The organism is Tahibacter amnicola (assembly GCF_025398735.1).
Lineage (GTDB): Bacteria > Pseudomonadota > Gammaproteobacteria > Xanthomonadales > Rhodanobacteraceae > Tahibacter > Tahibacter amnicola.
Genome location: NZ_CP104694.1, coordinates 2,396,740 through 2,419,207 on the forward strand (window position 1 = coordinate 2,396,740; position 22,468 = coordinate 2,419,207).

The following is a 22,468-nucleotide window of genomic DNA, read 5'->3' on the forward strand; positions in this document are numbered from 1 at the left end:
AAGGAAAAACCCGGCCGCAGCGCGCGGGGGAACGCCACGACCGGTGACGCATGCTAGCAGGCGACAGGTACCTTGGGTTACGTGGTTACTGCAGGTAACGAAATAATGTGGTAACTGTCGGGTAACCGTTGCCAACCGTCCCGGGACGCTGTCATGCCGCTACGCCTTCGCAAGAATCGATCTGCTCCGCTGCCGCCTTCCTGTCCGCTGACCGAGTGCATGGCGCTGATCGGCGGTGCCTGGACGCCAAACATCCTCTGGCACCTGGAAGCAGGGCCGCGACGATTCGGGGAACTGCGGGTCGATATTCCGAAGGTGTCCGCCAAAGTGCTGAGCGCGCGGCTACGTCATATGGCGGAGATCGGCATTATTTCGCGTGCGGTCATCGCCAGTTCGCCCCCATCGGTGGAGTATTCGCTGACCGATCTGGGCGAGCAGTTGCTTCCTGCCATCCGTGCGCTCGTTGATGTCGGCAACAAATTGAAACAACGTCGCACCAATGGGCAGGGTATGGCGATAAGCGCGACTGCGTCGACGTCATCCGCACGAAGAGCGCGCTAGACTCCGGCGATCCCTCCGGAAGCCGCCTCATGATTGCAGCCATTCCCTTGTTCATCGTTTCCGCGGCGGCCGCACCCGACGCACCGGAAAGGGCCCACCTCACCATTGTCGATATTCGTCGTGCGTCCACGGCCGAGGTCGACGATCTGCGCAACGCCCCCGGCGTGCGCTGGTGGCTGGAAATGGGCGACCGGCTGATCCTCGCCGGCGACGAGGCGCCCGGCGTCGTGCAGAGGTCGCCCTACACCGTGCTCGGCGAAGTCGATGACGTCGCAATGGAACAGCTGGCCTTGCGTGCCCGTGGTTGCAAGGAACATTCGGATGCCCCGGGTGCGATGCTGGCACGCGGCGGCCGTTGGGAACTGCGCCAGCTGGGCGAGAACGAGGCCATGCCCGGCGACACACATGGCGAATGGCTGGCTGTGAAACCCAATACGGTGATCGCCCGGCAATATCGCCCGGACGCAAAAGCCGTGATGGCGGCCGACCCGACCATCCTTCCCGTGGTCAATGCGGTCAGCAGTGCGCGCTGGTTCGCGGATGTGCAGACACTCGCCGGCTGGGATCGCTCCAGTTATGGCACCACCTCGCTCAATGCGGCACGCGACTGGATCGGCACACAGTTCACCGCGCTCGGCCTGACGGTCACCACGCCGTCATTCACGATGCCCTACAACGGCAATACGATAACGCGGCACAACGTGATTGGTACCTGGACCGGAACGACCAGGCCGCAGGAATGGATCATCGTCGGCGCGCACTACGATTCCCGGAACAGCACGATCACAAGCACGACGAATACGCCGGGTGCGGAAGACAATGCCTCCGGCTGTGCCGGAGTGATCGAGCTGGCACGGGTGCTCCTGCCTCATCGACCGCAGCGCAGCATTCTCTTCATGTGCTACGCCGGTGAAGAGCAGGGCCTCTACGGCAGCGAAGCCCATGTGGCTTCGCTGCAGCAAAATGGCGATATTGCAAAAGTAAAGTCTGTCGTGATCATGGACATGATCGGCTACAGCGCGGACAACCAGCTGGACGCCACTTTCGAGAGCGACGCGGCGTTCAGCAGCTACCTCGATCGCTTCGGCGCGGCGGCCGCGACCTATGTGCCGTCGCTGACCGTGACCCTGAGCACCAATCCGTTCGGTTCGGATCACATGCCCTATCTCGAGGCCGACAAGGAAACCCTGCTCGCGATCGAGACCGACTACGGAATCTACCCGTACTACCACCGCAGTACCGATACGCCGCAGAACATGGGCGTGAACGCCCAGGCCATGGGTTCGGCCATTCTCAAGACCAATGCGGCGATGCTGGCTGAGCTGACCGGATCGACGGACCGGCTGTTCGCCGACGGCTTCCAGTAACGCGCTTTGCGGATCAGGAAAGCGGCGCGGCAGATCTCCGCACGAGTGCCATCGGCGCCGCGAAACTCGACGCGATAGCCATGTCGCGGGTGCGAAGCTTCAGCTGCGTGGCGGTATCGGCATCGGCGGCGCGCGCGATCAGCATGCCGTAGTGCGGCAGGCATTCGAGCAGGTGTGCATGCGTGCGGCAACAGGCCAGGCGCAGGCGGAAACCGAGTGTGAGCCGATTGGCAGCTTCCAGGGTGTCCTGCATGAAGTGCTTGGCCATCTGCAGGGGCGGCATGTGTTTCTGGCTGGCGGCCACTTCGGTGGCAGTGGGCATGGGATTGAGCGCATCGTGTCCGAAGCTGACGAATCCGGCGATGTGCAGGTGACGCAGTGTCGTCTCCACATCGCCCAGTCCACCGAGCTGTCGACGAAGTTCCGACACACTGTGCTGGAAACCCGTCGCCGCCAGCACCGCCCGGCTCATGGGGTGGAGATCAAACTCGCGGGCGCAGACTTCGCGCAATCCCCGCACCGTCTTGAGCGCCACGTCGCTGTCTCTCATCGCCGCCTCCCGCCTCTATGCGCATCAGACAGCAGCAAGCGGCGGTCCAACTCCGTCGGCCGTCACGTTTCGTTGCATTCAGCGCCGAGGAAGGCCGCTGACCTTTTTGCCCTATGCGGCGCGCCTGCGCAAAACGATGGTGGCGAGAATGCCGCCGGCCAGGCCCCAGAAGGCCGAGCCGATGCCGAACAGGCTCACGCCGGATGCCGTGAGCAGAAAGGTGATCAGTGCGGGCTCGCGTTCGTCCGGATTGGCCAGCGCCGTCGCCAGACCGTTGCCGATCGTGCCCAGCAGGGCGAGGCCCGCGATGACCAGGACCAGTTCCTTGGGCAACGCGCCGAAGAGCGCCGCCACGGTCGCGCCGAACAGACCGATGAGGCAGTAGAAGACCCCGGCGGCAACGGACGCGACATAGCGCCGCGACGGGTCCTCGTGCGCTTCCCGACCCATGCAGATAGCGGCAGTGATGGCAGCGAGGTTGAGCGCGAAGGCACCGAACGGTGCCAGCAGAAGATTGGTGATGCCCGTCCAGCCGATGACCGGCGAGACCGGCACCTCGTAGCCCGAACTCTTCAGCACGGCCACGCCCGGTACGTTCTGCGAGGCCATCGTGACGATGAACAAGGGCAGGGCGATGCTCATCAACGCGCTCACCGAGAAGGACGGCGATACCCATACCGGGCGGGCCACTTCCAGCTGCACGGCCTGCAGTTGCAGGAGCCCCGACGCCAGCGCGATCACCGTACCGAGGGCCAGTGTCACCACCACGGCGTAGCGCGGCAGGAGGCGGCGCATGAGGAGGTAGGTGACAAACATCGCCATCGTCATGCCGAACTGCGTTTTCATGGCGACGAACACGTCGGTGCCAAAGCGCAGCAACACGCCGGACAGCATGCCCGAGGCCAGCGAAATCGGAATGCGGTCCATGGCTCGTTCGAAGAGCCCGGTAAATCCGGCGAGGGAGATCAGGATGGCTGAAACGATGAAGGCGCCGATGGCCTGATCGAGTGCGACGCCTGCCGCGCCGGTGATGAGCATGGCAGCGCCGGGCGTGGACCATGCCGTGACAACCGGAACGCGGTAGCGCAGCGACAGCGCGATGCAGGTCAGTCCCATGCCCAGGCCCAGCGCCCACATCCACGACGCGATCTGCGCCTGGTTGGCGCCCAATGCCTGCGCACCCTGGAAGACGATGACGGCAGAGCTGGTGAATCCCACCAGCACGGTGACAAAGCCCGCAACGACGGCGGGCAGCGAGAGATCTTTGAGGACTTGCATTCGGTCGAGTGTATTACGGGCATTCGCCGAGCGGGTATGTCGTGTTGCTATGACAATGTCGGTGCGTAGCAGCGCCGCTGGTGACACTTCTTCGGTGAATTCGGCGACACAGGCACGTCAATCAGTAGCGGCCGGCCGCGACACAGGCCAGATTGTTCCGCCAGCGGCGTCAATTGCCGAGGGGCGGGCAAAAAAGCGCATTCAGTCGTACTTTAGTTGCAATGTACACGTTGCGAAACCGCGGCTATGATCGGCGCGGGTCAGCGTGACTCCAGCCAGTGAGAAGTGCCATGCGCGCATTGATGCTGTCGCTAGTGGTGGTAACAGGGTTCTGGGGAATGGGACAGGCGGCCGCGGCTGATGAATCGCCCTGCCCGGCCAGTGCCAGCTGGTTCACCGATCCCAGTTTTCCCACCGAAGTGCCGAACGGATCGAATGCCAGCAACTGCAATTTTCACCAGTTTGCCTGGCAGGGTTTCATCGACCTGGTCCAGCCTGCCGGGAACGGGGTGCGCACGTTCGAAACCTGGATGCCTGACTACGGCGTGTTCGTTCCCGCGGGCACTGCGGTGACTCCGTGGGGGCAGCAGCCGGCAGCGCCATGCACGCCGGCGGCGGGAGCCAAGGCGCCGCGCAAAGTGTTCCTGCGGCCGCGTACACCCAAGGGCAGCGGGTTTGATCCCAATTCGGATCTCCAGGCCACGCACGATCCGCTGTATGACCAGAACAAGCAGGTGGTGTACTACAGCATCTGGATGAACAAGGTGGAGTACGACTTCATCACCCAGTGCGACTTCAACAACACCAGCTGCATCACCTCGGCACCGGCCACATCGGCGATCACGGCGGGGGCGGTCGAGCTCAAGGGGGCGTGGCGCGTCTTTACCAGCGATGCGCCGACAGACATGTACACCATCGACGGCGTTGTCGGGGATACCTGCAAGCCCGTGACGCTGGGCCTGGTCGGCTTTCACCTGGTCGCCAATACACCGGAGCATCCCGAGTTCATCTGGGCGACGTTCGAGCACTATCGCAACGCACCCGACTGCACCAATCCACAGCCGACGCCGCCGGGCGGCTGGTCGTTCAACAATCCGGACTGCCCGTCGGGCGAAGCCCGCTGCAAGCCCAACCAACCCAAGGTGAATCCGACCCAGGTCTGTCGCGTTGCGCCGCAGGGTGGCGGTGACGCCCAGAACATCACGAACATCAAGGCGCTCAACGACTCGGTGCACTCCACCTTGACCAAGCTGCTGGCATCGGACGCGAGCAAGTACGCGCCCATGAAGGTGTGGCTCAACTATTCCATGACGGGCAACCTGTGGACCCTGAACGGCCAGCTGCCGCCCAGCAGCACCAATGAGAAGGGCTCGCTGCTCGATGCCAATACCACCTTGGAAACATTCATCCAGGGCCAGTCTGGTTCCGGCGTCAACCAGAATTGCTTTACCTGCCACACGCAACAGCAGTTCGTGGACTCCAAGGGCGTTGCCAAGGGGTTCCCAAACGGCGCGCCGGCGAATTTCAGTCATCTGTGGGGATTTGCGCAGCAAACGGGTGGCTGTGGTGACGGCAAGGGCAGCTTGCCGGCCAGTTGTCCATTGACGACGCAAAAGCAGACAGGCCTGACCGGGAAAACCAGGCCGGCGGGTCAGTAAACGTAGCGCGCATCGATGAGGCTGACTTCGGCGGCCTCATCGGTGGTGCGAGGACGGTCCTTTGACGGTGCCGTGTCGTGCGGCAGTGAGATGTCGTCAGCCGTGTCGATCACGCGGCGCGCAAAGGCATCGACACGCAGAGGGTGATCAGGGAATGCTGGGTCCGAGGCCGGTTTCTGGCGATTTTTGATCGCAGGAAGGCACACGCGGGCCTGAGCCATGGGCCCGGCACGGCGCGTGCAAGCGTCGTCCGTACGCAGTAATTCCTGCGCTGGCGTCGCGTTGGGCGCGGCCGCGCGCCAGCCTTCCCTAACGTGGAACGGGGGCGATCATGCACAGCGACCCGGCGACGTCATCGATTCCGGCAGGCCGCACCGTGCTGCGCCTGTACGTGGCCGGGGATGCACCCAATTCCCGGCGCGCGCGTGCCAACCTCGACCATATCCGGGAACAGCTGCGTGGTGACGTCGAGATCGAAGTGGTCGACGCGCTCGCGCAACCCAAGCGCGCCCTTGCCGATCACATCGTCGTGATGCCGTGTCTGATAAAGGTCTCGCCAGGGCCGTCCGCTGCCGTTTTCGGGCAGTTGGCGCATGCCGAGGAGGTGTTGCAGGCCCTGGGCATCGAGGAGCCGTGACATGGCCGGTATGTCCGACGACAAGGCATCGTCACGCGCGGACGTCCTGCGTGCCCTGGTGCGCAAGCTGGTTCGCAGTGAGGCGGCCCGGCGTGCGCTCGATTCGGGCGAGGTGGACGCGGTGCTTGATCCCACGACCGGTGCGGTGCTGCTACACGATGCGCAGATGGCGCTGCACGAGAGCCAGGCCCGGTTTCGAGTTCTGACGGAACTGTCGTCGGATTGGTATTGGGAACAGGACGCCGATTGCCGCTTCACCCAGATCGCCGGCGCCAGCGTGCCGGATCCTGCCGATGTGGCGCGCATCCTGGGAAAAACGCTGTGGGAGGCATTCAGCGTCGGACCCGATGAATCCGAGTGGCAGGCGCTCCGGCACCGGCTCGACGCCCACAAGCCTTTCTGCGAACTGGCGTGTGCACTGCCGGCACCAAAGGAATCGACGCGCTGGTTCGAGATCAGCGGCAGCCCCTTGTTTGACACTGCCGGCCGATTCGCCGGCTATTGCGGCGTCGGCAAGGACATTACAGACCGTCGGCGCGCCGATGAGGCCATTGCGCGCTATGCCCGCCAGCAGCATCTGGTGGCCGAATTCAGCCAGGAAGCGTTGGCGAACCGCGACATCGGCGCGGTCACCGAACGTGCGGTGGCCATCGTGATGGAGGCGCTGGACGCCGCCGGCGCTGAAGTGTTGCAGCTGTCGGCCGACAAGCGCTCGATGTCCGTGAAGGCATCCGCTGGCATGGATGACGAGGAGACCGCGCGTTCGGAAACGGGCAGCCACGAAGCAATGTCCCAATATGGATTTGTTGTCAGTCGCGCCTTGCCGGTCGTCATCGACGATATCGCGGCGGAGACGCGCTTCGTACCGGCCTCGCGCGTGAACCAGGGACGGCTGGCGAGCGGTGTGAACGTGCCGATCGTGGGCGGCAACGGCGTTTCCGGCGTGCTCGGCGCGTATGCGACCGTTCCGCACGGATTCGGCACCGATGCCATCAGCGTGCTTCTGAGCGTGGCGCATATTCTGGCCGCGGCGATGGAGCGAAAAGCCGCGGACGACCAGCTGGCCTATTTCTCGCAGTTTGACGCCTTGACGGGCCTTCCCAACCGGCATGTGCTGCGTGACCGTGCCGAGCAGTTGATGACGCAGGCGCGACGTGGTGGCTGGTACGTGGCCATGCTGTCAATCAATCTCGACCAGTTCCGTGTTGCCAACAAGAGTCTGGGGCATGACCTCGCCGACCAGCTCCTGGTCCATACCGCCCGCCGCCTGAACCTGGTCTGCGAGGGCGATACCGTTGCGCGCCTGGGGGGCGATCAGTTTGGCGTGGTGCTGGGTCATCTGGCGACGACCGAAGAGGCGCTGCACGCGGCGCAGCGGATCGCGAAGGCGATGGAGGCGCCGTTCCAGATCGACCGTCATCGCCTGAGCCAGACGCTCAGCATCGGCATTGCCGTATTTCCTACCGACGGCGAACGCGCCGAGTTGCTGCTGCGGCACGCGGAAACAGCGATGTACCGGAGCAAGGACCTGGGCGGCAACGACATCAACTGCTTCACCGAGGACATGAGTTCGCGTCTGCATACGCGCATGATGATCGAGCGGGAGCTGCGCCTGGCGGTGGAACGCAGGGAGTTCGAGCTGGTGTACCAGCCGCAGGTGTCGATGGAGAGTGGCTGCGTGGTCGGTGCCGAAGCGCTGATCCGCTGGCGCCACCCGCTGCGGGGGGCTGTCGCCCGGCGAGTTCATCCCGATTGCCGAGGAGACAGGCCTTATCTGCACGATTGGCCAGTGGGCGCTGGAAACGGCCTGTCGCGAAGCGGTCCGTTGGCAGGTGCTCCTGCGCGAGCCCTTGACGGTGGCGGTCAATGTGTCGCCGGCGCAGGTGCGTCGCGGCGAGCTGGCAAAGGACGTCAAGCGGGCGCTGACCGCGAGCGGGCTCCCGCCGGAGCTGCTGGAGATCGAGGTGACCGAAACGCTGGTGATGGACGGGGCCGATACCTTCCTCGACACGCTGCGCGAACTGAAGACCATCGGCGTGCAGGTCGCCCTGGACGATTTCGGTACGGGCTATTCCAGCCTGAGCTACCTGCGGCGGTTCCCGATCGACAAGGTGAAGGTGGACCAGTCCTTTGTGCGCAACGTCGTTTCTGAAATCGAAGATGCATCCATCGTACGCGCCGTGATTGGCATGGCGCACCAGTTGAAACTCGATGTCGTCGCGGAGGGTGTGGAGACAGAGCAGCAGGCTGCTTTCCTGCGCCGTTGCCAGTGCGACCACGTGCAGGGTTATCTGCTGGGCGTGCCGATGGCGGCTGCGCAATTTGCCGAATGGATCGACCGCCGTCCACGCATGGGTGCCTACTGGGAACCGCAGGGATCCTCGCGGTCGCTCCTGCTCGTCGACGACGAGGAGAACATCCGCCAGGCGCTCAAGCGTGCCCTGCGCCAGGAGGGATACGAGATCTACACGGCCGCGTCAGCCCAGGAGGGGCTGGCGATCCTGGCGCGGACACAGGTGGCGGTGGTAGTCGTGGACCAGCGCATGCCCGCCATGAGCGGCACCGAGTTCCTCGGCAAAGTGCGCACGATCTATCCGGATACGATCCGTATTGTCCTTTCCGGCTATACGGACCTGGCCACGGTATCGGCGGCCGTCAATGAAGGCTCGATCTTCAAATTCCTGACCAAGCCCTGGGATGAGGCTCAGCTCAAGGAAGGCATCCGGCTGGGCTTCCGCGAATTTGACCGCCAGCGGGCGGAGCGCACGCGCTCCGCCGCGGCGTAACGTCAGAATCATTCCGGGGCGGCACGGTGTTCCGTGCCGCCCGCGGCGATCAGGGCTTGCTGATGGTGAGGCTGTAGCTGCCTGTGCCGGAGTAGTTCTTGACCCGGTACATGTAGTAGCCGACAGCGCCGTTGTAGTTGATCGACTCGGTGGAGCTGGAACCTTCCGACGCGGCCACCTGCACCCAGGCGCTGCCGTTCCAGAAGTCCAGGTACAGGTCGAAGTCAGTACCTGCCGGGCCGGTCAGGCAGGCACGATGGGCGCCGGCGACGCTACTGTAGTAATAGCTGCCACTGGGCTGGTACTGGGTTTGCCCGTTCGCACCGCTGAAGCTGCCGGAATAAGCGGTGCCTGGGCAGCCGCTGGTGCTGGTGACCGTCACCTGCCGCGTGATGCTGTTGCTCAGGCCGCCCGCGTCGGTCACCGTCAGCTGCACCGAATAGGTGCCAGCGCTGGCGTAGGTCCTGGTCGGGTTGGTCAGCGTCGAGGTGGACCCGTCGCCGAAGTTCCAGCTGCGTGCCGTGATGTTGTTCTGCGGATCGGTGGAGCTGTCGGTGAAGGTGGCGGTCAGGTTGCTGGTGGTGAAGCTGTAGTTCGCCGTCGGCGCGGTGTTGGAACCGCCGTTGAGCGTGACTTTCCACGCGCCGCGGCTGTAGGTGCCGGCGACCAGCACATGCGGCACGTCGTCGATCTCAAGATCCGTGACAACCAGTCCCAGTGGCAGGCCGGCGGAGAAGGCGATGAAATTGTCACCGCCGTCGGCGCTTTCGTACACACCGATATCAGTGCCCACGAAGATGCGATTGGGATTGAGCGGATCAATCGACACCGCGTTGGCGGGCACGTTGGGCAGGCCCGCGCCGACGGCCGTCCAGTTCGTGCCTCCGGTCGTGGAGCGGTACAGCCGCGCCGCATTGAAACCCGCACGCGTGATGAACACGCGCTGGCCGTTCTGCGGATCGGCGGCGATGTCGGAGATCAGGCCGCCCGGATAGTTGCCGGTCACGTCGGTCCAGGTGACGCTCGCGACGGCGGCGTCTGGCGTGGAGTAGACGCGGCCGCCGGTGGTGCCCACGAAGGTCGGCAGCATCACACCCCGTTGCATCGGGCTGAGTACTGACACGGTGCTGCCCAGCGTGTTGGAGATCGCCGTCCACTGGAACGGATTGGCCGACGTGATGCCGCGGAATACGCGGTTCGAGGCCACGAAGATCCGGTTGCTCGCCACCGCCAGCGGCGTCACCCAGGGGAATCCGCCTGCGGTGAGTCCGGTGGTCGGCAAGCTCGAGAACGAGTTGGCCGCGCCGCCCTGGGTGGAACGGACGATATTGGGATAGCCCGAACTGGTGGGATAGCTCGACTGGAACACGATCGAGGTATTGGTCGGATCCACGGCGTTCATGAATCCGTCGCCGCTGACGTAGGTGAGATTCCACACGAGGCTGTTGCTGCGGCTGGACGAGGAGTTGTCCTGCGCGCCGCCGAAGACGATATCCGGATTGTTCGGATCGAGCGCAATATCGTAGAACTGGGTGACATTGAGGTTTGAATTCATGTTCACCCAGGAACTGCCGTTGTTATCCGTGCGCCAGACGCCACCGTCGCTGCCAATCCAGAAACGATTGGCGGTGTTGCGCGAATAGAGCACGACGTGCGTGTCCTGGTGCACCTGCTGCGCCGAACCCCAGCTGCTGGTGAGAATGCTGAAGGTTGCGCCGCCGTCAGTGGAGCGTGCCGGGCGGATCGTGCCGATCAGGATGGTGTTGATCTGAGTCGGGTGGACCGTGATGGCCTGGTTGTAGGAGCACTGGCCTTCGCAGGCTGAGCTGCTGCGCAGCTGCCAGGTGGCGCCGCTGTCACCGCTGCGGTAGACGTTCGATCCCATCAGGGCGTACAGCACGCGGCTGTCGCTTGGCGCCATGGCAAGGCGGAGGCGACTGCCGGAGACCGTCATGCCACTGCTGGAACTGACCCAGGTGGCGCCGCCGTCGGTTGATTTGTACACGCCGCCCCCGCCGGCACTGGCGTAGACCGTCGCTGTTCCCGGCACGAAGAGGATGTCTTCCACGTTGCCGTTGAGCGTGCGGGTCCAGGTCGTGCCGCGGTCCGTCGAGCGGAACAGGCCGGCGCCGGAAAGGACGCCGCTGCTGTTGCAGTTGCCCGCACCACCGGCCAGGACGACGTTGCTGTTGGTCGGTTGCACGGCGACGGCGTTGACGATCGACAGCGGCATCGCGGTGGCGCCGGAGCCGTTCTTGGCGGTCCAGGTGGAGCCGGCGTCGCTGCTCAGGTACACGCCCTGGCCGAAGTAGCCGGAGCAGCCACCGCCGTGGCGGTCGCCGGTTCCGACCCACACCGCGTTGGGCGAGGCGGGTTCGACGAAGATCGAGCCGATCGGCAGCGTGCCGACCTGGTCGAAGATCGGCGTCCAGGAGGCGCCGGCGTTGGTGGTTTTCCAGACGCCGCCGGCGGCGGAGCCGAAGTACAGCGTGTTGTCGTCGGTGGGGTGGGGAACCACGGCGTTGGGGCGGCCTGCGACGCGTCCCATCGTCCAGCTGCCCATCGTCATCGAAGAAGGTCCGAGCGCTGACCAGACCTCGCCGGCAGCGCGCTGGAGCCCCTCGTGCTGGCTTCGCTGCTTCTTGAGGTCGGCCGCTGCACCGGCGCGCAGCGTTGCTGCGTTCTTCACCCGGGAAAACTCGCGTGACTGGTCGAACCAGCGCTGGCGTTGTTCGATCTGCCAGCTTTCGTCGCGGGTCTTGCCGTCCTTGCCTTCGTACGCTTCTTCCTCGTACGCCCAGCCGGTGCCGGTAGCGGCTGCCAGGAACAATGCAAGCACAACACTGCCACGCCGTCGGAATGACGGATGCTTCTTCATGACTGTTCCTCCCCGAACAGTGGATTTTTCTGGAGCCGTGCCCGTGCGGCCGAATGATCACTGATCCATCAGGCGATGGATGACAATGAGCCGAAGGCATGCTAGGCGAATCAAACGGGGAGTCCATGACGCATTGCGCAATAATCAGCGCGATGAGGGCTGTTTCTGAAAACTCTTGTGACCGGCGCTCTTCCTTTTCCGTAGCGTCCCGCGCGCTAGTGCCTGAGTTCCAACGGTTTCCCGCTTCTTCGTGGCGAGAGCGTCCGGTGGTTCTCTATGAGAAATGGCAATAAGTACCCACGCTTTTTCAGGGCACTTGCCGCTTGAAAGTGCGATGGCAGATGTGATGGCCGTCACGGTCGGCTGCTCTCTCGACGCGGCCATCGCATTGTCGGTGCTATCGTCTCTCTGTTTGACTGTTCCGGGCATGGCGCAGGTCGTGCCTGGTTGCGGGGATCCGGCGTAACCCGCCGCGGCGCAGCTGCGCGATGGGAATTAGGGAGAAAGGGACATGTACTGTCGAGTGCGATTCGGGGCGGCAGTGTTGGGAATCTGGGCAGCGATTCCTGCGGTGTCATCCGCAGGCGACCGCGCCTTTGCGGTGGATATCCGTCGGGCGGATGCGGAGTCCGTGGATCATTACAAGCGTGCCGATGGCGTGCGCTGGTGGCTGGAACTGGGTGACGAGCTGATCGTCGCCGGTGACACTGACGCGGTCGCGCGCCTTGCACGAAACGCATCCGGTGCGCGTGATCTGGGCGAGATGCAGCCGGAGGACCTGGTCCTGCATGCCCGCGGGTGCGGCGATACCTCACCGCCGGCGGAACTGTGGGTCGCGGCGACCGAGTCCTTCGACCTGCTGCGGCGTCCGGTGGACGCCGCCCACCGGCGCGCCCTGTCCGCTGCGCATCCGGAGCACCTGGGTACGGCGGAGTGGGTGCCGGTCAGCCCTAACCAGGTGATCGCGCGGCAGTACCGGCTCGATCATCCCCGCGCGGATCCGCCGGATCCGATGGTCCAGCCGCTGGTGGACGCCGTCGATGCCGCTCGCTGGTTCCAGACCGTGTCGCAACTGGCGAGCTGGGACCGCTCCAGCTATTCCGAACAACTGGCCCAGGCGCGCGGCTGGATCGGACAGCAGTTCCAGGCACTGGGTCTGGTGGTGGCGGAGCCTGCCTTCAGCTTTGTCTACAATGGCAATACGGCGAATGTGAACAACATTGTCGGTCGCCTGGATGGCACGCGGCTGCCGGACGAATGGGTCGTCGTCGGCGCCCACTACGATTCGCGCAATGAGACCAATGGCGCACCGCTCACCACGCCCGGCGCGGACGACAACGCCTCCGGTTGCGCCGGCGTCATCGAAGCGGCTCGGGTACTGACCCGGTTCCGGCCGGAGCGCACGGTTGTCTTTGCGTGTTTCGCCGGCGAAGAACAAGGTCTGCATGGCAGCAAGGCCCATGTCGCCGAGCTGACCCAGTCCGGCAACCTCGGCAAGGTCGTCGCCATGCTGAACATGGACATGATCGGCTGGTCGCCGGATGCGAACCTGGGCGTGTCGCTGGGTTCGACCAACGCGCCGCTGACGCAACGGCTCGCCGCCGCAGCGGCAACGTACGTGCCGTCGCTGGCCGTCACCACGACGACCAATACCTGCTGCTCGGATCACATGCCCTACCTCAATGCGGGACGCCCCGCGGTATTGAGCATCCATCGCGGTGGAACCAGCTATCCCTCCTATCACCGCAAGACCGATACCCCGAGCAACCTGGGTGCCTATGCCAGTCAGGTGGGTGGAGCTATCGTCACGATGAACGTGGCGGCGCTGGCCGGGCTGAGCGGTGCATCTGATCGCGTATTTGCCGATGCATTCGATACGCCGTGACGGCCCGGGGCGTGATCAGTAGTAGATGATCCGGATGGCCACCACGGCCAGGACGGTCTGGACGATGAGCGTCGCGCCCATGCCAAGAATGCCTTTGCCGATCGACATCCCCACCTGCGGTCCGATGGCCTTGGTGACGCCGGCAACGAGCAGGCCGCCGATGACGGTGCTGAAGGTGTAACAGAGCACGCCCGCGACGATGAACCATGGCATCGCCTGGCGCTCACTCAGGCCGTTCAGGCCGATGATCAGGAAGAAGAAGAACAGCGCGCTCGCGGCCAGAAACACGAGGCCGACAACAGCGAAGAGGGCGACTCGGACGATCACGCATGGGCTCCGGCGGGTTTGGCCGAACCATAGCGGACATTGGCAGGCTCGGCCAGCCGGTCAGCGGGCGTCTGCCTCGCGGAGAAACCGGGCCAGCCCTTCGGCGGCCTGCCGGCGGACTTTCTGGCGCAGCCAGGGCGTCCAGCCGAGCAACAGCCCCGCCGGTCCCAGCGCCTGGCGTGACCAGCGCCAGAACGAAAAGGTGTCGACGTGGTCGACGATCTTGCCGTCACGTACGCGGATCTGTGCCGCGATGTCGTTGACCACGGGGCGTCCGGTGCTGCTGAACGTGTAGCGAGCCTGCCAGTTGACGCGACCGGCGTCCGGTCCGGCATCGACGACATCGAAGGTCAGGGCGAGATCCTTGCCGCGCTGGCAGAGCATCGTCCACATCGCGCCGATCTCGTTGCCGCGCAGCTGGAATACCGGGTCGCGGAAGGTGGCGTCAGGCGCGTAGCAGGCAGCCATCGCAGCGCCGTCGCGACGTTGAAAGGCTTCGTAGAACGCGGTCAAGAGATCGGCGGTTTGCATGGCAGCGTAGCCTGGCGCCCGGGGGAGGCTATCGTCTCACGCTGCCGCGCCGCCGGCAGCGGTCCAGTCCGCCGGCGCGTGGCGGAAATCGCACCGCCACGCCTGCGACGTGCTGTGATTACTGTGCGAACTGCAGCCGCGCCAGTTCCGCATACAGTCCGCCTTCCCGCAGCAGGGTTTCATGCGTGCCCTGCGCGACGATGCGGCCGTGATCCATCACGACGATCCGGTCGGCGCGCTGCACCGTGGCCAGCCGGTGGGCAATGACCAGGGTCGTGCGTCCCTGCATCAGGCGCTCGAGCGCGTGCTGGATTGCCGCTTCCGACTGCGCGTCGAGGTTGCTGGTGGCCTCGTCGAGCAGGAGGATCGGCGCGTCCTTGAGCAGTGCCCGCGCAATCGCGATGCGCTGCTGCTGGCCGCCCGAGAGCCGTACACCACGCTCGCCCAGGTAGGTGGCGTAGCCCTGCGGCTGGCGTTCGATGAAGTCGTGCGCTTCGGCAGCGCGGGCAGCTTCGATGACGGCAGGCTCGGTTGCGTCGATGCGGCCGAAGCGGATGTTGTCCAGCGCGCTGGCGCCGAAGATGACCGTGTCCTGCGGCACCAGGGCGATTGCGCTGCGCAGGTCCTGCACAGGCAATTGGCGCAGGTCGGTCTGGTCGATCTGCACGCTGCCCTGTTGTGGATCGTAGAAACGCAGCAAAAGGTGGAATACGGTGCTTTTTCCGGCGCCGGACGGACCCACCAGTGCAACCGTCTCGCCGGGCTTCACGTGCAGCGTGAAGTCGTGCAAAGCCGGCGCATCCGGGCGGGTGGGGTAGCGGAATTCGACGTGGTCGAAGCGGATGTCGCCCGTTGCGGGAGATGGCAGTCGCGCAGCCGGCACTGTCGTGCGGATCTGTGGCTGTGTATCGAGCAGTTCGCCGATCCGTTCCAGGGCGCCCGCGGCGCGCTGAACCTCACCCCATACCTCCGTGAGCGCTCCGACCGAACCGCCCGCGACGACGGCATACAACACGAACTGGCCCAGAATGCCTGCCTTGAGTTCACCTGCCAGGACTGCGTTCGCGCCCGCCCAGAGCACCAGCGTGATGGCGCCGAAGACCAGCACGATCACCAGCGCGGTCACCGCGGCACGCGCGCCGATGCGGCGCCGGGCCGTCGCCAGGGCGCGGCCGATGGCATCTGCATAGCGCCCGGCCTCCACGCGTTCGCGCACGTAGGCCTGAACGGCATACATGGCGTTGAGCGTCTCGTTGGCGATGGCCGACGCATCGGCAATGCGGTCCTGGCTTTGGCGCGACAACCCCTGCAGTTTGCGCCCGGAAAACACGATCGGCAGGACCACGACGGGAATGACCAGCGCGGCGTAGCCGGCCAGGCGCGGACTGGTCCATACCAGCGCAGCGGATGCGCCCACGAACATCGCCAGGCTGCGGATAGCCACCGACAGGCTGGAACCCACGACGGTCTGCACCAGCTCCGTGTCGGTTCCCAGGCGCGAGGTGAGTTCGCCGACACGGGTGGATTCAAAGAAGGCCTGATCGAGCGTCAGGAGATGGTCATAGAGCCGGCGGCGCAGGTCCGCGACGACGCGTTCGCCCAGGAGGCTGACGAAGAAGAACCGGGCGGCGGTCGCGATGGCCAGCACCAGCGCTACGCCAAAGAGAGCAAGGAAGCTGGCGTTGATGCTCGCGGCGCTCGCATTGGCAAAGCCCGAATCGATCATGTGCCGTACCGCGACCGGCAGCGACAGCGTCGCTGTGGAGGAGAGCGCAAGAAATGCCAGCCAGCCCAGCGCCAGTCCGCGGTAGGGCCGCACGAACGGCAGAAGGCGTCGCAGCGCGGCCAGCGGGGCGGAACGGGGCGGCGGAGAATCCGCGCGGGGGGCATCCGTCATGGAAGGGCTCTGGAAGTCAGTCAGTGGTAATCGGGGTGGCGGACGTCAGTTCAACACACGCAGGACGCTGCGTCCGCGTGTGGCATCGGCAAGCAGGCGTCGCAGGTGTTCGACGCGATCTGCGGGCAACGCCAGGCGCAGGCGGACGCCATCGCCGTCGAAGGTGTCGGCCAGACGGTCGGCGTCCAGCTCCGACAGCCGCGCCTGCACCAGGGACAACGCCGCGAAGGGCAGGTCGAATTCGACTTCGGTCTTGAGCACGATCGGCACGCGCGGCGCCGCGCGCAGGCACTCGGCGGCGCTGCCGCCGTAGGCCCGGACCAGGCCGCCGGCGCCGAGCTTGATGCCGCCGTAGTAGCGCGTCACGACCACCATCACGCGATCGAATCCCTGGCCTTCAATGGCCTGCAGAATGGGTTTTCCGGCAGTACCGCCAGGCTCGCCGTCGTCACTGAATCGGTACTGCTGTCCAAGCCGATAGGCCCAACAGTTGTGGGTCGCCTGCCGGTCGGCGATCTGGTCGAGAAAAGCCAGTGCCTCCGCCGGCGAAGCGATCGGAGCGGCGCGGGTGTCGAAGCGGCTTTTCTTGATTTCCTGGCTGCCGGAAACAGGGTGGGGCAGTGTGGCAAGCGGCGCAGTCATCCGCCCATTATCCGGCAAAACGCCAGACGTGACGCTCAGCGGATATCGCGCAGGTCCGCCGGAAGGCGGGTCTTGGGGTATTTGCGACGGAATTGCGCCAGGTTGGCCTTGGCCTCGTCGACCCGGCCCGCCTGGATGAGTTCGCGGATCCGGGCCAGCCAGGCGTCCGGTTCGAGCTGCGCGTTGCGGCGGAGGGAATCGCCGGCGGACCCTTCCGGTGCCAGCTCGCCGGCGGCGTCATCGCGGCGTTTTTTGTCGGCCAGGGTGTCGGCGTCGGCCTGGTCAGCTTCCCGGCGCTGGATCCGTCCGGCGGCCGGCGCCGGCTCTGCCGGTTCGGGACGACGGGCGCCAGTGGCCAGCGCCGCCTTCCGGTCCACCGAATCGGCGGCGTCGGCGCCACGTTCCCGCGGAGCGGCCTGCTTGCTCTTCTCCAGGTCCGGGAAGGCCTGGGTGCCGCGTGTCGCATCGGCGGCGGATTCGGCGGCGGTGCCGCCCAGCATGGCCTGTTCATCCTTGCTGACCGCCTCTTCCACCGGGGGGCGGTAACGGCGGGCGCTGCCGCGGGAGCCGGCGCTTCCGGTTGCGCGGGGGCTGGGGCTGGGCGCGGACGCTGGCCGGCAGCGATGCCCGGCAAGGTGTATTCGGTGACGCCGTTGGCTTCGGACTTGGCGCGAACCTCGCGGTCCTTTGGAGAAGCCGGTTTTTCCTCGGCACGCGCGGGCGCGGCCGTCTGCCGCACGAGTTTGTCTTCTTTGGCCGCTGTTGCGGCGCGGGCTGGCTTGGCGGGCGGCTCCGGAACGAAGCTCTGGGGTTCCGGCGGCGGCGGTGGCGGCGGCGGTGCTGCTGCCGGCGCTGGCGCATCGTGAACGACGGCCGTGATCGGAACGACTTCGCGTTCGGCGCTGGCGGCCGCCGGAGCCTGGTAGCGGCTGGCAGACGGGCTAATGCCGTCCTTCATCTGCCAGGCGATGCCGGCGGTCAGCACGACACCGGCAGCGCTGCCCAATCCCACCAGCCACGCCGGACCCTTGCGACGAACCGGCACGCGGCGCAGCGCGGCGACCCGGGTCGGCTCCACCGCCGTACGCGCCAGCGCCAGGACGGCCGCATCGAGCTTGGCGTCGGGCTCGGCCTGGGGCAGCTTGCGGTACAGGCGCGCCAGATCCGACTCCTCCCCGGCGAGGAAGGCTTCGAATTCGCGCTGGTTGGATCGTTTCTCAGTCATTCGGCAAACCTTGCACGGATCTTCGCGAACGCGTAACGCAGGCGCGATTTCACCGTTTCTTGTCCGGCTCCCGTGACGTGCGCGATCTCGTCCAGTCCCATGCCGTTCTCCATGCGCAGTACAAAAGCCAGCCGTTGTTCATCCGGCAACTCTTCCAGCGCCAGCTGGAGCCGGCGCCGCTGCTCGAACTCGGACAGGACGCGCTCGGGTTGCTCGGATTCGGGAGCGTCGAGCAGGCGGAATACCTGCTCGGTCTCCTCTTCGCCTGCCTGCGGACGGTGGCGCCGCAGCAGGTCGATGGCCAGGTTGTGCGCGATCTGCAGCAGCCAGGTGGTGAATTTCGCCTCCGGCCGGTAGCGCTCGCGCGCAGCAATCACGCGGCTCCAGGTTTCCTGAAACAGCTCGTCGGCGCTGGCGCGGTCGCGGCAGTTGCGCAGCAGAAAGCGGTACAGTGTACCGCGATGGCGCGCATACAATGCCTCGAACGCGGGCACGTCGCCGTGCCCGTACGCCAGCATCAGTTCTTCGTCCGTACACTCCTCCCTCATCCGGTCAGGTTAAGCGATCGTCAAGCTGGCGTCACCGGGGCACAGGGTCTGCAACGCGCGCTGGTGCGATCGGGGGTTAATCACTGCCTCTGAACGAACCGGCCTGATACTCTGGCCTGACCGGCGCCTATGGGTGGGCTGGCGCCGGCGGTGGCGATCGCCAGGCGGTGATGCGCCTTCTGTCATGAATCTCGCAAAGGATGCCGATCATGAACCCCAGCGAAAAATCCACATCGCCTGCCAATGGCGAAGAACTGCCCGTCGAACCCGTGCGGCGCAGCCAGCAGGGCGGTGACGCGGACCTGCCCGGTGATGGTCCCGATGCCGCAAAGGCCGCTCACGAACTCAAGGACGCCCTGGGCCGAGCCTGGTCCGAGGCGCGCGATACCGTCGGCAGCCTGCGCGGGACCCTCGGCAAGGGGGCACGCAATGTGGGCCGCGATACGCGCGAGGCGGCGACCGAGGCACGCGAGACATTGTCCGGCGCGGCATCGGAATTTGGCCAGCTGGGCGAGGAAGTCGCCGATGACGCACTTGAGCTGGCGCGCGCCGTCGGACTTGGTGTTTCGCGCTACGTGCGGCGTCACCCGCTGCAATCGATCGTGGTGGCGGCCGCTGCCGGGGCCCTGATCGGACGGTTGTTGCGCGGACGCCATTGACCGTGGCGTCGTCAGAGGAGGGTGCAACGGAGCCGCTGCGCCGGCGCCGGCGTGGCGCGCTCATGCGCTGGGTACGCCTGCTGGGCATGGCAGGCGATGTGCTCGAGGCCCTCGCCGGCCTGCTGCGCGCGGAAACACGACTGGCGAAGTCGGCAGTTCCTCACGCGGTCATCGGTGCGGGCGCGGTCCTGGTGCTGAGCATCCTTTTAATCAGTTGCGGGTGGCTGGGGCTGCTGCTGTGGCTCTACCAGCTGACGGGCTCGGTCGGTCTGGCGTTGATGTGGCTGTCGATCGCCAGTGCCGTGCTGCTTGGTCTTGCCGTCTGGCGACTGGTGCGCGCCCTGCGCGCCTTGAGCTTCCCGGAGACTCGCACGCGCATTCATGCGTGGCTGGAGCGGAGTGATCACCATGGCGTGGACGCTGACGACTCAACGCAGTGAAGTGGCGCAGGCGGCTGCCCACCTGGATGTGCTGCTGGCGCAGGCCAATGACGAATCGCAGCGCGCGGCGCGGACCGCGCACGCGCTGCCGCCGACGCTGCTGATCGGTGGCGCCTTGGCAGCAGGCTTTCTGATCGTGGTATTCCCCAAGCGGTGGCGGAAGGCAGTGCTCATGGGGTTAGGTCAGTACCTGTTCCGGCGGGGGCTCAAGGCGATCCGCTCAAGGCGACCCGAATGAACGGGCCGCGCTGGTGGCAGTGGCAGTGGATCGAGCATGAGTCGTCGTCGGACGCGACGATGAGCGAGGTCGAGCGCCTGGGCCGGCGCCAGCAGCGCAACGTTGCGTCCCTGCGTTTCGCTGCGATCTGGCTGACCCTGCTCGCCACGCTGTTCACCATGTTCGTCGCGCGGACGTTGCTGGTGCCGATACTGTTTTCTGTATTTGTTGCATTGTCGATCAATCCCATCGTTTCGAGTCTGTCGCGGCGCTGGTTTCCACGCGCGCTGGTGGCCGCGCTGGTGATGCTGGGCGGACTGTGCATCGTGGCGCTGGTGGTCACCTGGGTGGCATCGCCGGCCTACCGGTGGGTCGAGCGGGCGCCCGAGGCGGTGCGCGCGTTGGCGCCGAAAATGCGCGCATTCACCGAGCAGATCGACGCCGCCGCGCGTGCCACGCAGTCGCTGGTGACGACCAGCAAGGATGTGACGACGGAAGGACCGCCCGTGCTGTTCGACGTCTGGGCGACGGTCGCTATCGCCCCCAAGGTCGTGCTGGCGATTTTCAGCGTCGTCCTGCTGGTGTACTTTTTCCTGGTTTACGGGGAGTCCCTGCTGCGCCGCACGGTGGAGATTTCGCCGTCGCTGACACAGAAGCGCAACGCGGTCGACATCGTCCGCGTGATGCAGCACGAGATGTCGCGCTATCTGTTCACGACCACGGCGATCAATGCCGGTGTCGGCATCGGGGCCGCCAGCATCGCCACCATGACCGGCATCCCCGATCCGTTGCTGTGGGGCGTGCTGGCCATGGTGCTCAACTTCATCCCATACATCGGCCCGTTGTCGATGACCGGGTTGTTCGTGATCCTGGGCCTGTTGACCTATACCCGGCTGGGGGCCGCACTGATGCCCGCGGTGCTGTTTGCGGTGATGGTCATCATCGAAGGGCAGTTCATCACGCCGATGATCCTGGGCCGCCGCATGGCCATCAATCCGGTCGCCATCTTGTTATGGCTGATGATTCTTGGCTGGTTGTGGGGGGCAATTGGCATCGTCATTGCCGTGCCGTGCCTCGTCGCGATCAAGATCGTGTGCGAGCGCATCGAAGGCTGGCACTGGTTCTCACGGCTGATCGGCTGAGCGGGCTTTTCCGCCGCTGATGAGAGGCGGGACGGCGTGCTACCATGCCACGTTCATTTGGCCGTCCAAACGGTGCGCAATGCAGATTGAAACCAAGCTGCCGAAGGTCGGCACGACGATTTTCACGGTCATGAGCCAGCTGGCCGTGCAGCACAACGCGGTCAACCTGGGGCAGGGGTTCCCCGACTTCGACGGCCCGCAGAGCCTGCGCGATGCCCTGGCCGAGGCGATGAATTCGGGCAGGAACCAGTACGCGCCGATGACCGGCATCCCGAAGCTGCGCGAGCAGATCGCCCAGAAGACCGAGCGTCTGTACGGCCGCAAGGTGAATGCGGATACCGACATCACAGTGACTTCCGGCGCGACCGAGGCGATCTTCGCCGCCGTGGCGGCCGTGGTGCGGCCTGGCGACGAGGTGATCGTCCTGGATCCCTGCTACGACTGCTACGAGCCGGCGATCGACCTGGTCGGCGGTCGTGCCGTCCATGTGCCCTTGTCGCTGCCGGATTTCTCGGTCGACTGGCAGCGCGTCAAGGACGCCATCACGCCGCGGACGCGGATGATCATGGTCAACAGTCCGCACAACCCCTCGGGGGCCGTGTTCAGTGCGCAGGACCTCGACACCCTGGCCGCGCTGACACGTGACACGGAAATCCTGGTTCTGTCCGACGAAGTCTACGAGCACATCATTTTCGACGGATTGCCGCACCAGAGCGTGCTGCGCCATGCGGAACTGGCCGACCGCAGCTTCGTGGTCAGTTCCTTTGGCAAGACCTACCACTGCACCGGCTGGAAGGTGGGTTATTGCGTGGCGCCGCGCACCTTGAGTGCGGAGTTCCGCAAAGTTCACCAGTATCTGACGTTCTGCACCTTCAGTCCGGCCCAGTGGGCGTTTGCGCACGTGCTGGAACACGATCCGCAGCACTACCTGGACCTGCCGGCGTTCTACCAGGAAAAACGCGACCACTTCCGCGACCTGCTGCAGGGCTCGCGCTTCCAGTTGTTGCCCGTACGGGGTGCCTATTTCCAGCTGGTGGACTATTCCGCCATCAGCGACAAGGACGACCTCAACTTCTGCGAATGGCTGGTACGCGAGGCAGGAGTGGCCGCCATTCCCGTGTCGGCGTTCTACGAGACGGCGCCGGCGGCGAAAATCATCCGTTTCTGCTTTGCCAAGAACGACAAGACCCTTGCCGACGCCGCCGAACGCCTGCGGGCGTTGTGACGTCCGCTTTTAATG

General features: G+C 65.4%; 21 protein-coding genes and 1 pseudogene. 12 read left to right on the forward strand and 10 right to left on the reverse strand.

The genetic code is table 11. From position 1 onward, the window contains the following. Positions 1 to 153: 153 nt before the first annotated feature. Together N4264_RS10195 and N4264_RS10200 are read left to right on the forward strand one after the other, a co-directional pair. A complete protein-coding gene (locus N4264_RS10195) occupies positions 154 to 561 on the forward strand; it encodes a winged helix-turn-helix transcriptional regulator (RefSeq protein WP_261696926.1) in 408 nt (135 codons plus the stop codon). A 29-nt stretch (positions 562 to 590) separates the two neighbouring features. Then, on the forward strand, positions 591 to 1,928 hold the full coding sequence (locus N4264_RS10200) for a M28 family metallopeptidase (protein ID WP_261696927.1): 1,338 nt from the start codon (positions 591 to 593) through the stop codon (positions 1,926 to 1,928). Between the two features lie 13 nt (positions 1,929 to 1,941). On the opposite strand, the gene N4264_RS10205 is transcribed toward N4264_RS10200, so the two are convergent. Both N4264_RS10205 and N4264_RS10210 read right to left on the reverse strand, forming a co-directional pair. Then, positions 1,942 to 2,478 carry a hypothetical protein gene (locus N4264_RS10205; protein WP_261696928.1) on the reverse strand — a complete coding sequence of 179 codons (537 nt, stop codon included), beginning with the start codon at positions 2,476 to 2,478 and terminating at the stop codon, positions 1,942 to 1,944. 111 nt (positions 2,479 to 2,589) lie between these two features. Then, positions 2,590 to 3,756 (reverse strand): benzoate/H(+) symporter BenE family transporter, encoded by a 1,167-nt coding sequence (locus tag N4264_RS10210; protein ID WP_261696929.1) that lies wholly within the window; start codon positions 3,754 to 3,756, stop codon positions 2,590 to 2,592. Positions 3,757 to 4,046: 290 nt separating this feature from the next. Here N4264_RS10210 and N4264_RS10215 point away from each other — a divergent pair, with 290 nt between their 5' ends. Further along, complete coding sequence (locus tag N4264_RS10215) at positions 4,047 to 5,414, forward strand: hypothetical protein (protein ID WP_261696930.1); 1,368 nt, start codon at positions 4,047 to 4,049, stop codon at positions 5,412 to 5,414. Here the strand turns inward: N4264_RS10215 and N4264_RS10220 are convergent. Beyond that, positions 5,408 to 5,635: a hypothetical protein gene (locus tag N4264_RS10220; RefSeq protein ID WP_261696931.1), complete on the reverse strand. Its 228-nt coding sequence runs from the start codon at positions 5,633 to 5,635 to the stop codon at positions 5,408 to 5,410. The genes N4264_RS10215 and N4264_RS10220 overlap by 7 nt on opposite strands. 110 nt (positions 5,636 to 5,745) lie before the next feature. Here N4264_RS10220 and N4264_RS10225 point away from each other — a divergent pair, with 110 nt between their 5' ends. Together N4264_RS10225 and N4264_RS10230 are read left to right on the forward strand one after the other, a co-directional pair. Beyond that, complete coding sequence (locus tag N4264_RS10225) at positions 5,746 to 6,051, forward strand: circadian clock KaiB family protein (RefSeq protein WP_261696932.1); 306 nt, start codon at positions 5,746 to 5,748, stop codon at positions 6,049 to 6,051. A 293-nt stretch (positions 6,052 to 6,344) separates the two neighbouring features. Further along, positions 6,345 to 8,837: pseudogene (locus N4264_RS10230) on the forward strand (EAL domain-containing protein). Between the two features lie 49 nt (positions 8,838 to 8,886). Here the strand turns inward: N4264_RS10230 and N4264_RS10240 are convergent. After that, complete coding sequence (locus N4264_RS10240) at positions 8,887 to 11,715, reverse strand: PKD domain-containing protein (protein WP_261696933.1); 2,829 nt, start codon at positions 11,713 to 11,715, stop codon at positions 8,887 to 8,889. 571 nt (positions 11,716 to 12,286) lie between these two features. Here N4264_RS10240 and N4264_RS10245 point away from each other — a divergent pair. Then, positions 12,287 to 13,600, forward strand: a complete 1,314-nt coding sequence (locus tag N4264_RS10245; protein ID WP_261696934.1) for a M28 family metallopeptidase — start codon at positions 12,287 to 12,289, stop codon at positions 13,598 to 13,600. Between the two features lie 15 nt (positions 13,601 to 13,615). On the opposite strand, the gene N4264_RS10250 is transcribed toward N4264_RS10245, so the two are convergent. The 5 genes from N4264_RS10250 to N4264_RS10270 all read right to left on the reverse strand — a co-directional run bounded on the left by N4264_RS10250 (position 13,616) and on the right by N4264_RS10270 (position 17,530). Then, positions 13,616 to 13,927: a hypothetical protein gene (locus tag N4264_RS10250; RefSeq protein ID WP_261696935.1), complete on the reverse strand. Its 312-nt coding sequence runs from the start codon at positions 13,925 to 13,927 to the stop codon at positions 13,616 to 13,618. A gap of 60 nt (positions 13,928 to 13,987) precedes the next feature. After that, positions 13,988 to 14,458: a nuclear transport factor 2 family protein gene (locus N4264_RS10255; RefSeq protein ID WP_261696936.1), complete on the reverse strand. Its 471-nt coding sequence runs from the start codon at positions 14,456 to 14,458 to the stop codon at positions 13,988 to 13,990. 118 nt (positions 14,459 to 14,576) lie between these two features. Continuing rightward, positions 14,577 to 16,355: an ABC transporter transmembrane domain-containing protein gene (locus tag N4264_RS10260; protein WP_261696937.1), complete on the reverse strand. Its 1,779-nt coding sequence runs from the start codon at positions 16,353 to 16,355 to the stop codon at positions 14,577 to 14,579. A 45-nt stretch (positions 16,356 to 16,400) separates the two neighbouring features. Continuing rightward, on the reverse strand, positions 16,401 to 16,997 hold the full coding sequence (locus N4264_RS10265) for an IMPACT family protein (RefSeq protein WP_261696938.1): 597 nt from the start codon (positions 16,995 to 16,997) through the stop codon (positions 16,401 to 16,403). Positions 16,998 to 17,032: 35 nt separating this feature from the next. Beyond that, the gene (locus N4264_RS10270; protein ID WP_261696939.1) at positions 17,033 to 17,530 is read right to left on the reverse strand and encodes a hypothetical protein; all 498 of its coding nucleotides are present in this window, start codon (positions 17,528 to 17,530) and stop codon (positions 17,033 to 17,035) included. A gap of 329 nt (positions 17,531 to 17,859) precedes the next feature. Between N4264_RS10270 and N4264_RS10275 the strand changes: the two genes are divergently transcribed. After that, on the forward strand, positions 17,860 to 18,258 hold the full coding sequence (locus tag N4264_RS10275; protein WP_261696940.1) for a hypothetical protein: 399 nt from the start codon (positions 17,860 to 17,862) through the stop codon (positions 18,256 to 18,258). Here N4264_RS10275 and N4264_RS10280 read toward each other — a convergent pair. Beyond that, positions 18,219 to 18,770 carry an RNA polymerase sigma factor gene (locus N4264_RS10280; RefSeq protein WP_261696941.1) on the reverse strand — a complete coding sequence of 184 codons (552 nt, stop codon included), beginning with the start codon at positions 18,768 to 18,770 and terminating at the stop codon, positions 18,219 to 18,221. The two genes, N4264_RS10275 and N4264_RS10280, sit on opposite strands and share 40 nt — an antisense overlap. Positions 18,771 to 18,979: 209 nt before the next feature. On the opposite strand from N4264_RS10280, the gene N4264_RS10285 reads away from it, so the two are divergent. The 5 genes from N4264_RS10285 (at position 18,980) to N4264_RS10305 (ending at position 22,453) form a co-directional block, all read left to right on the forward strand. Further along, entirely contained in the window at positions 18,980 to 19,429 is a 450-nt protein-coding gene (locus N4264_RS10285; RefSeq protein WP_261696942.1) for an ElaB/YgaM/YqjD family protein, read from the forward strand. A 2-nt stretch (positions 19,430 to 19,431) separates the two neighbouring features. Further along, positions 19,432 to 19,869: a hypothetical protein gene (locus tag N4264_RS10290; RefSeq protein ID WP_261696943.1), complete on the forward strand. Its 438-nt coding sequence runs from the start codon at positions 19,432 to 19,434 to the stop codon at positions 19,867 to 19,869. Further along, positions 19,838 to 20,107 (forward strand): hypothetical protein, encoded by a 270-nt coding sequence (locus N4264_RS10295; RefSeq protein ID WP_261696944.1) that lies wholly within the window; start codon positions 19,838 to 19,840, stop codon positions 20,105 to 20,107. Before N4264_RS10290 ends, N4264_RS10295 begins: the two co-directional genes overlap by 32 nt. Next, complete coding sequence (locus N4264_RS10300) at positions 20,104 to 21,228, forward strand: AI-2E family transporter (protein ID WP_261696945.1); 1,125 nt, start codon at positions 20,104 to 20,106, stop codon at positions 21,226 to 21,228. Before N4264_RS10295 ends, N4264_RS10300 begins: the two co-directional genes overlap by 4 nt. A 79-nt stretch (positions 21,229 to 21,307) precedes the next feature. Continuing rightward, positions 21,308 to 22,453, forward strand: coding sequence for a pyridoxal phosphate-dependent aminotransferase (locus tag N4264_RS10305; protein WP_261696946.1), 1,146 nt, complete (start codon positions 21,308 to 21,310; stop codon positions 22,451 to 22,453). Positions 22,454 to 22,468: the final 15 nt, after the last annotated feature.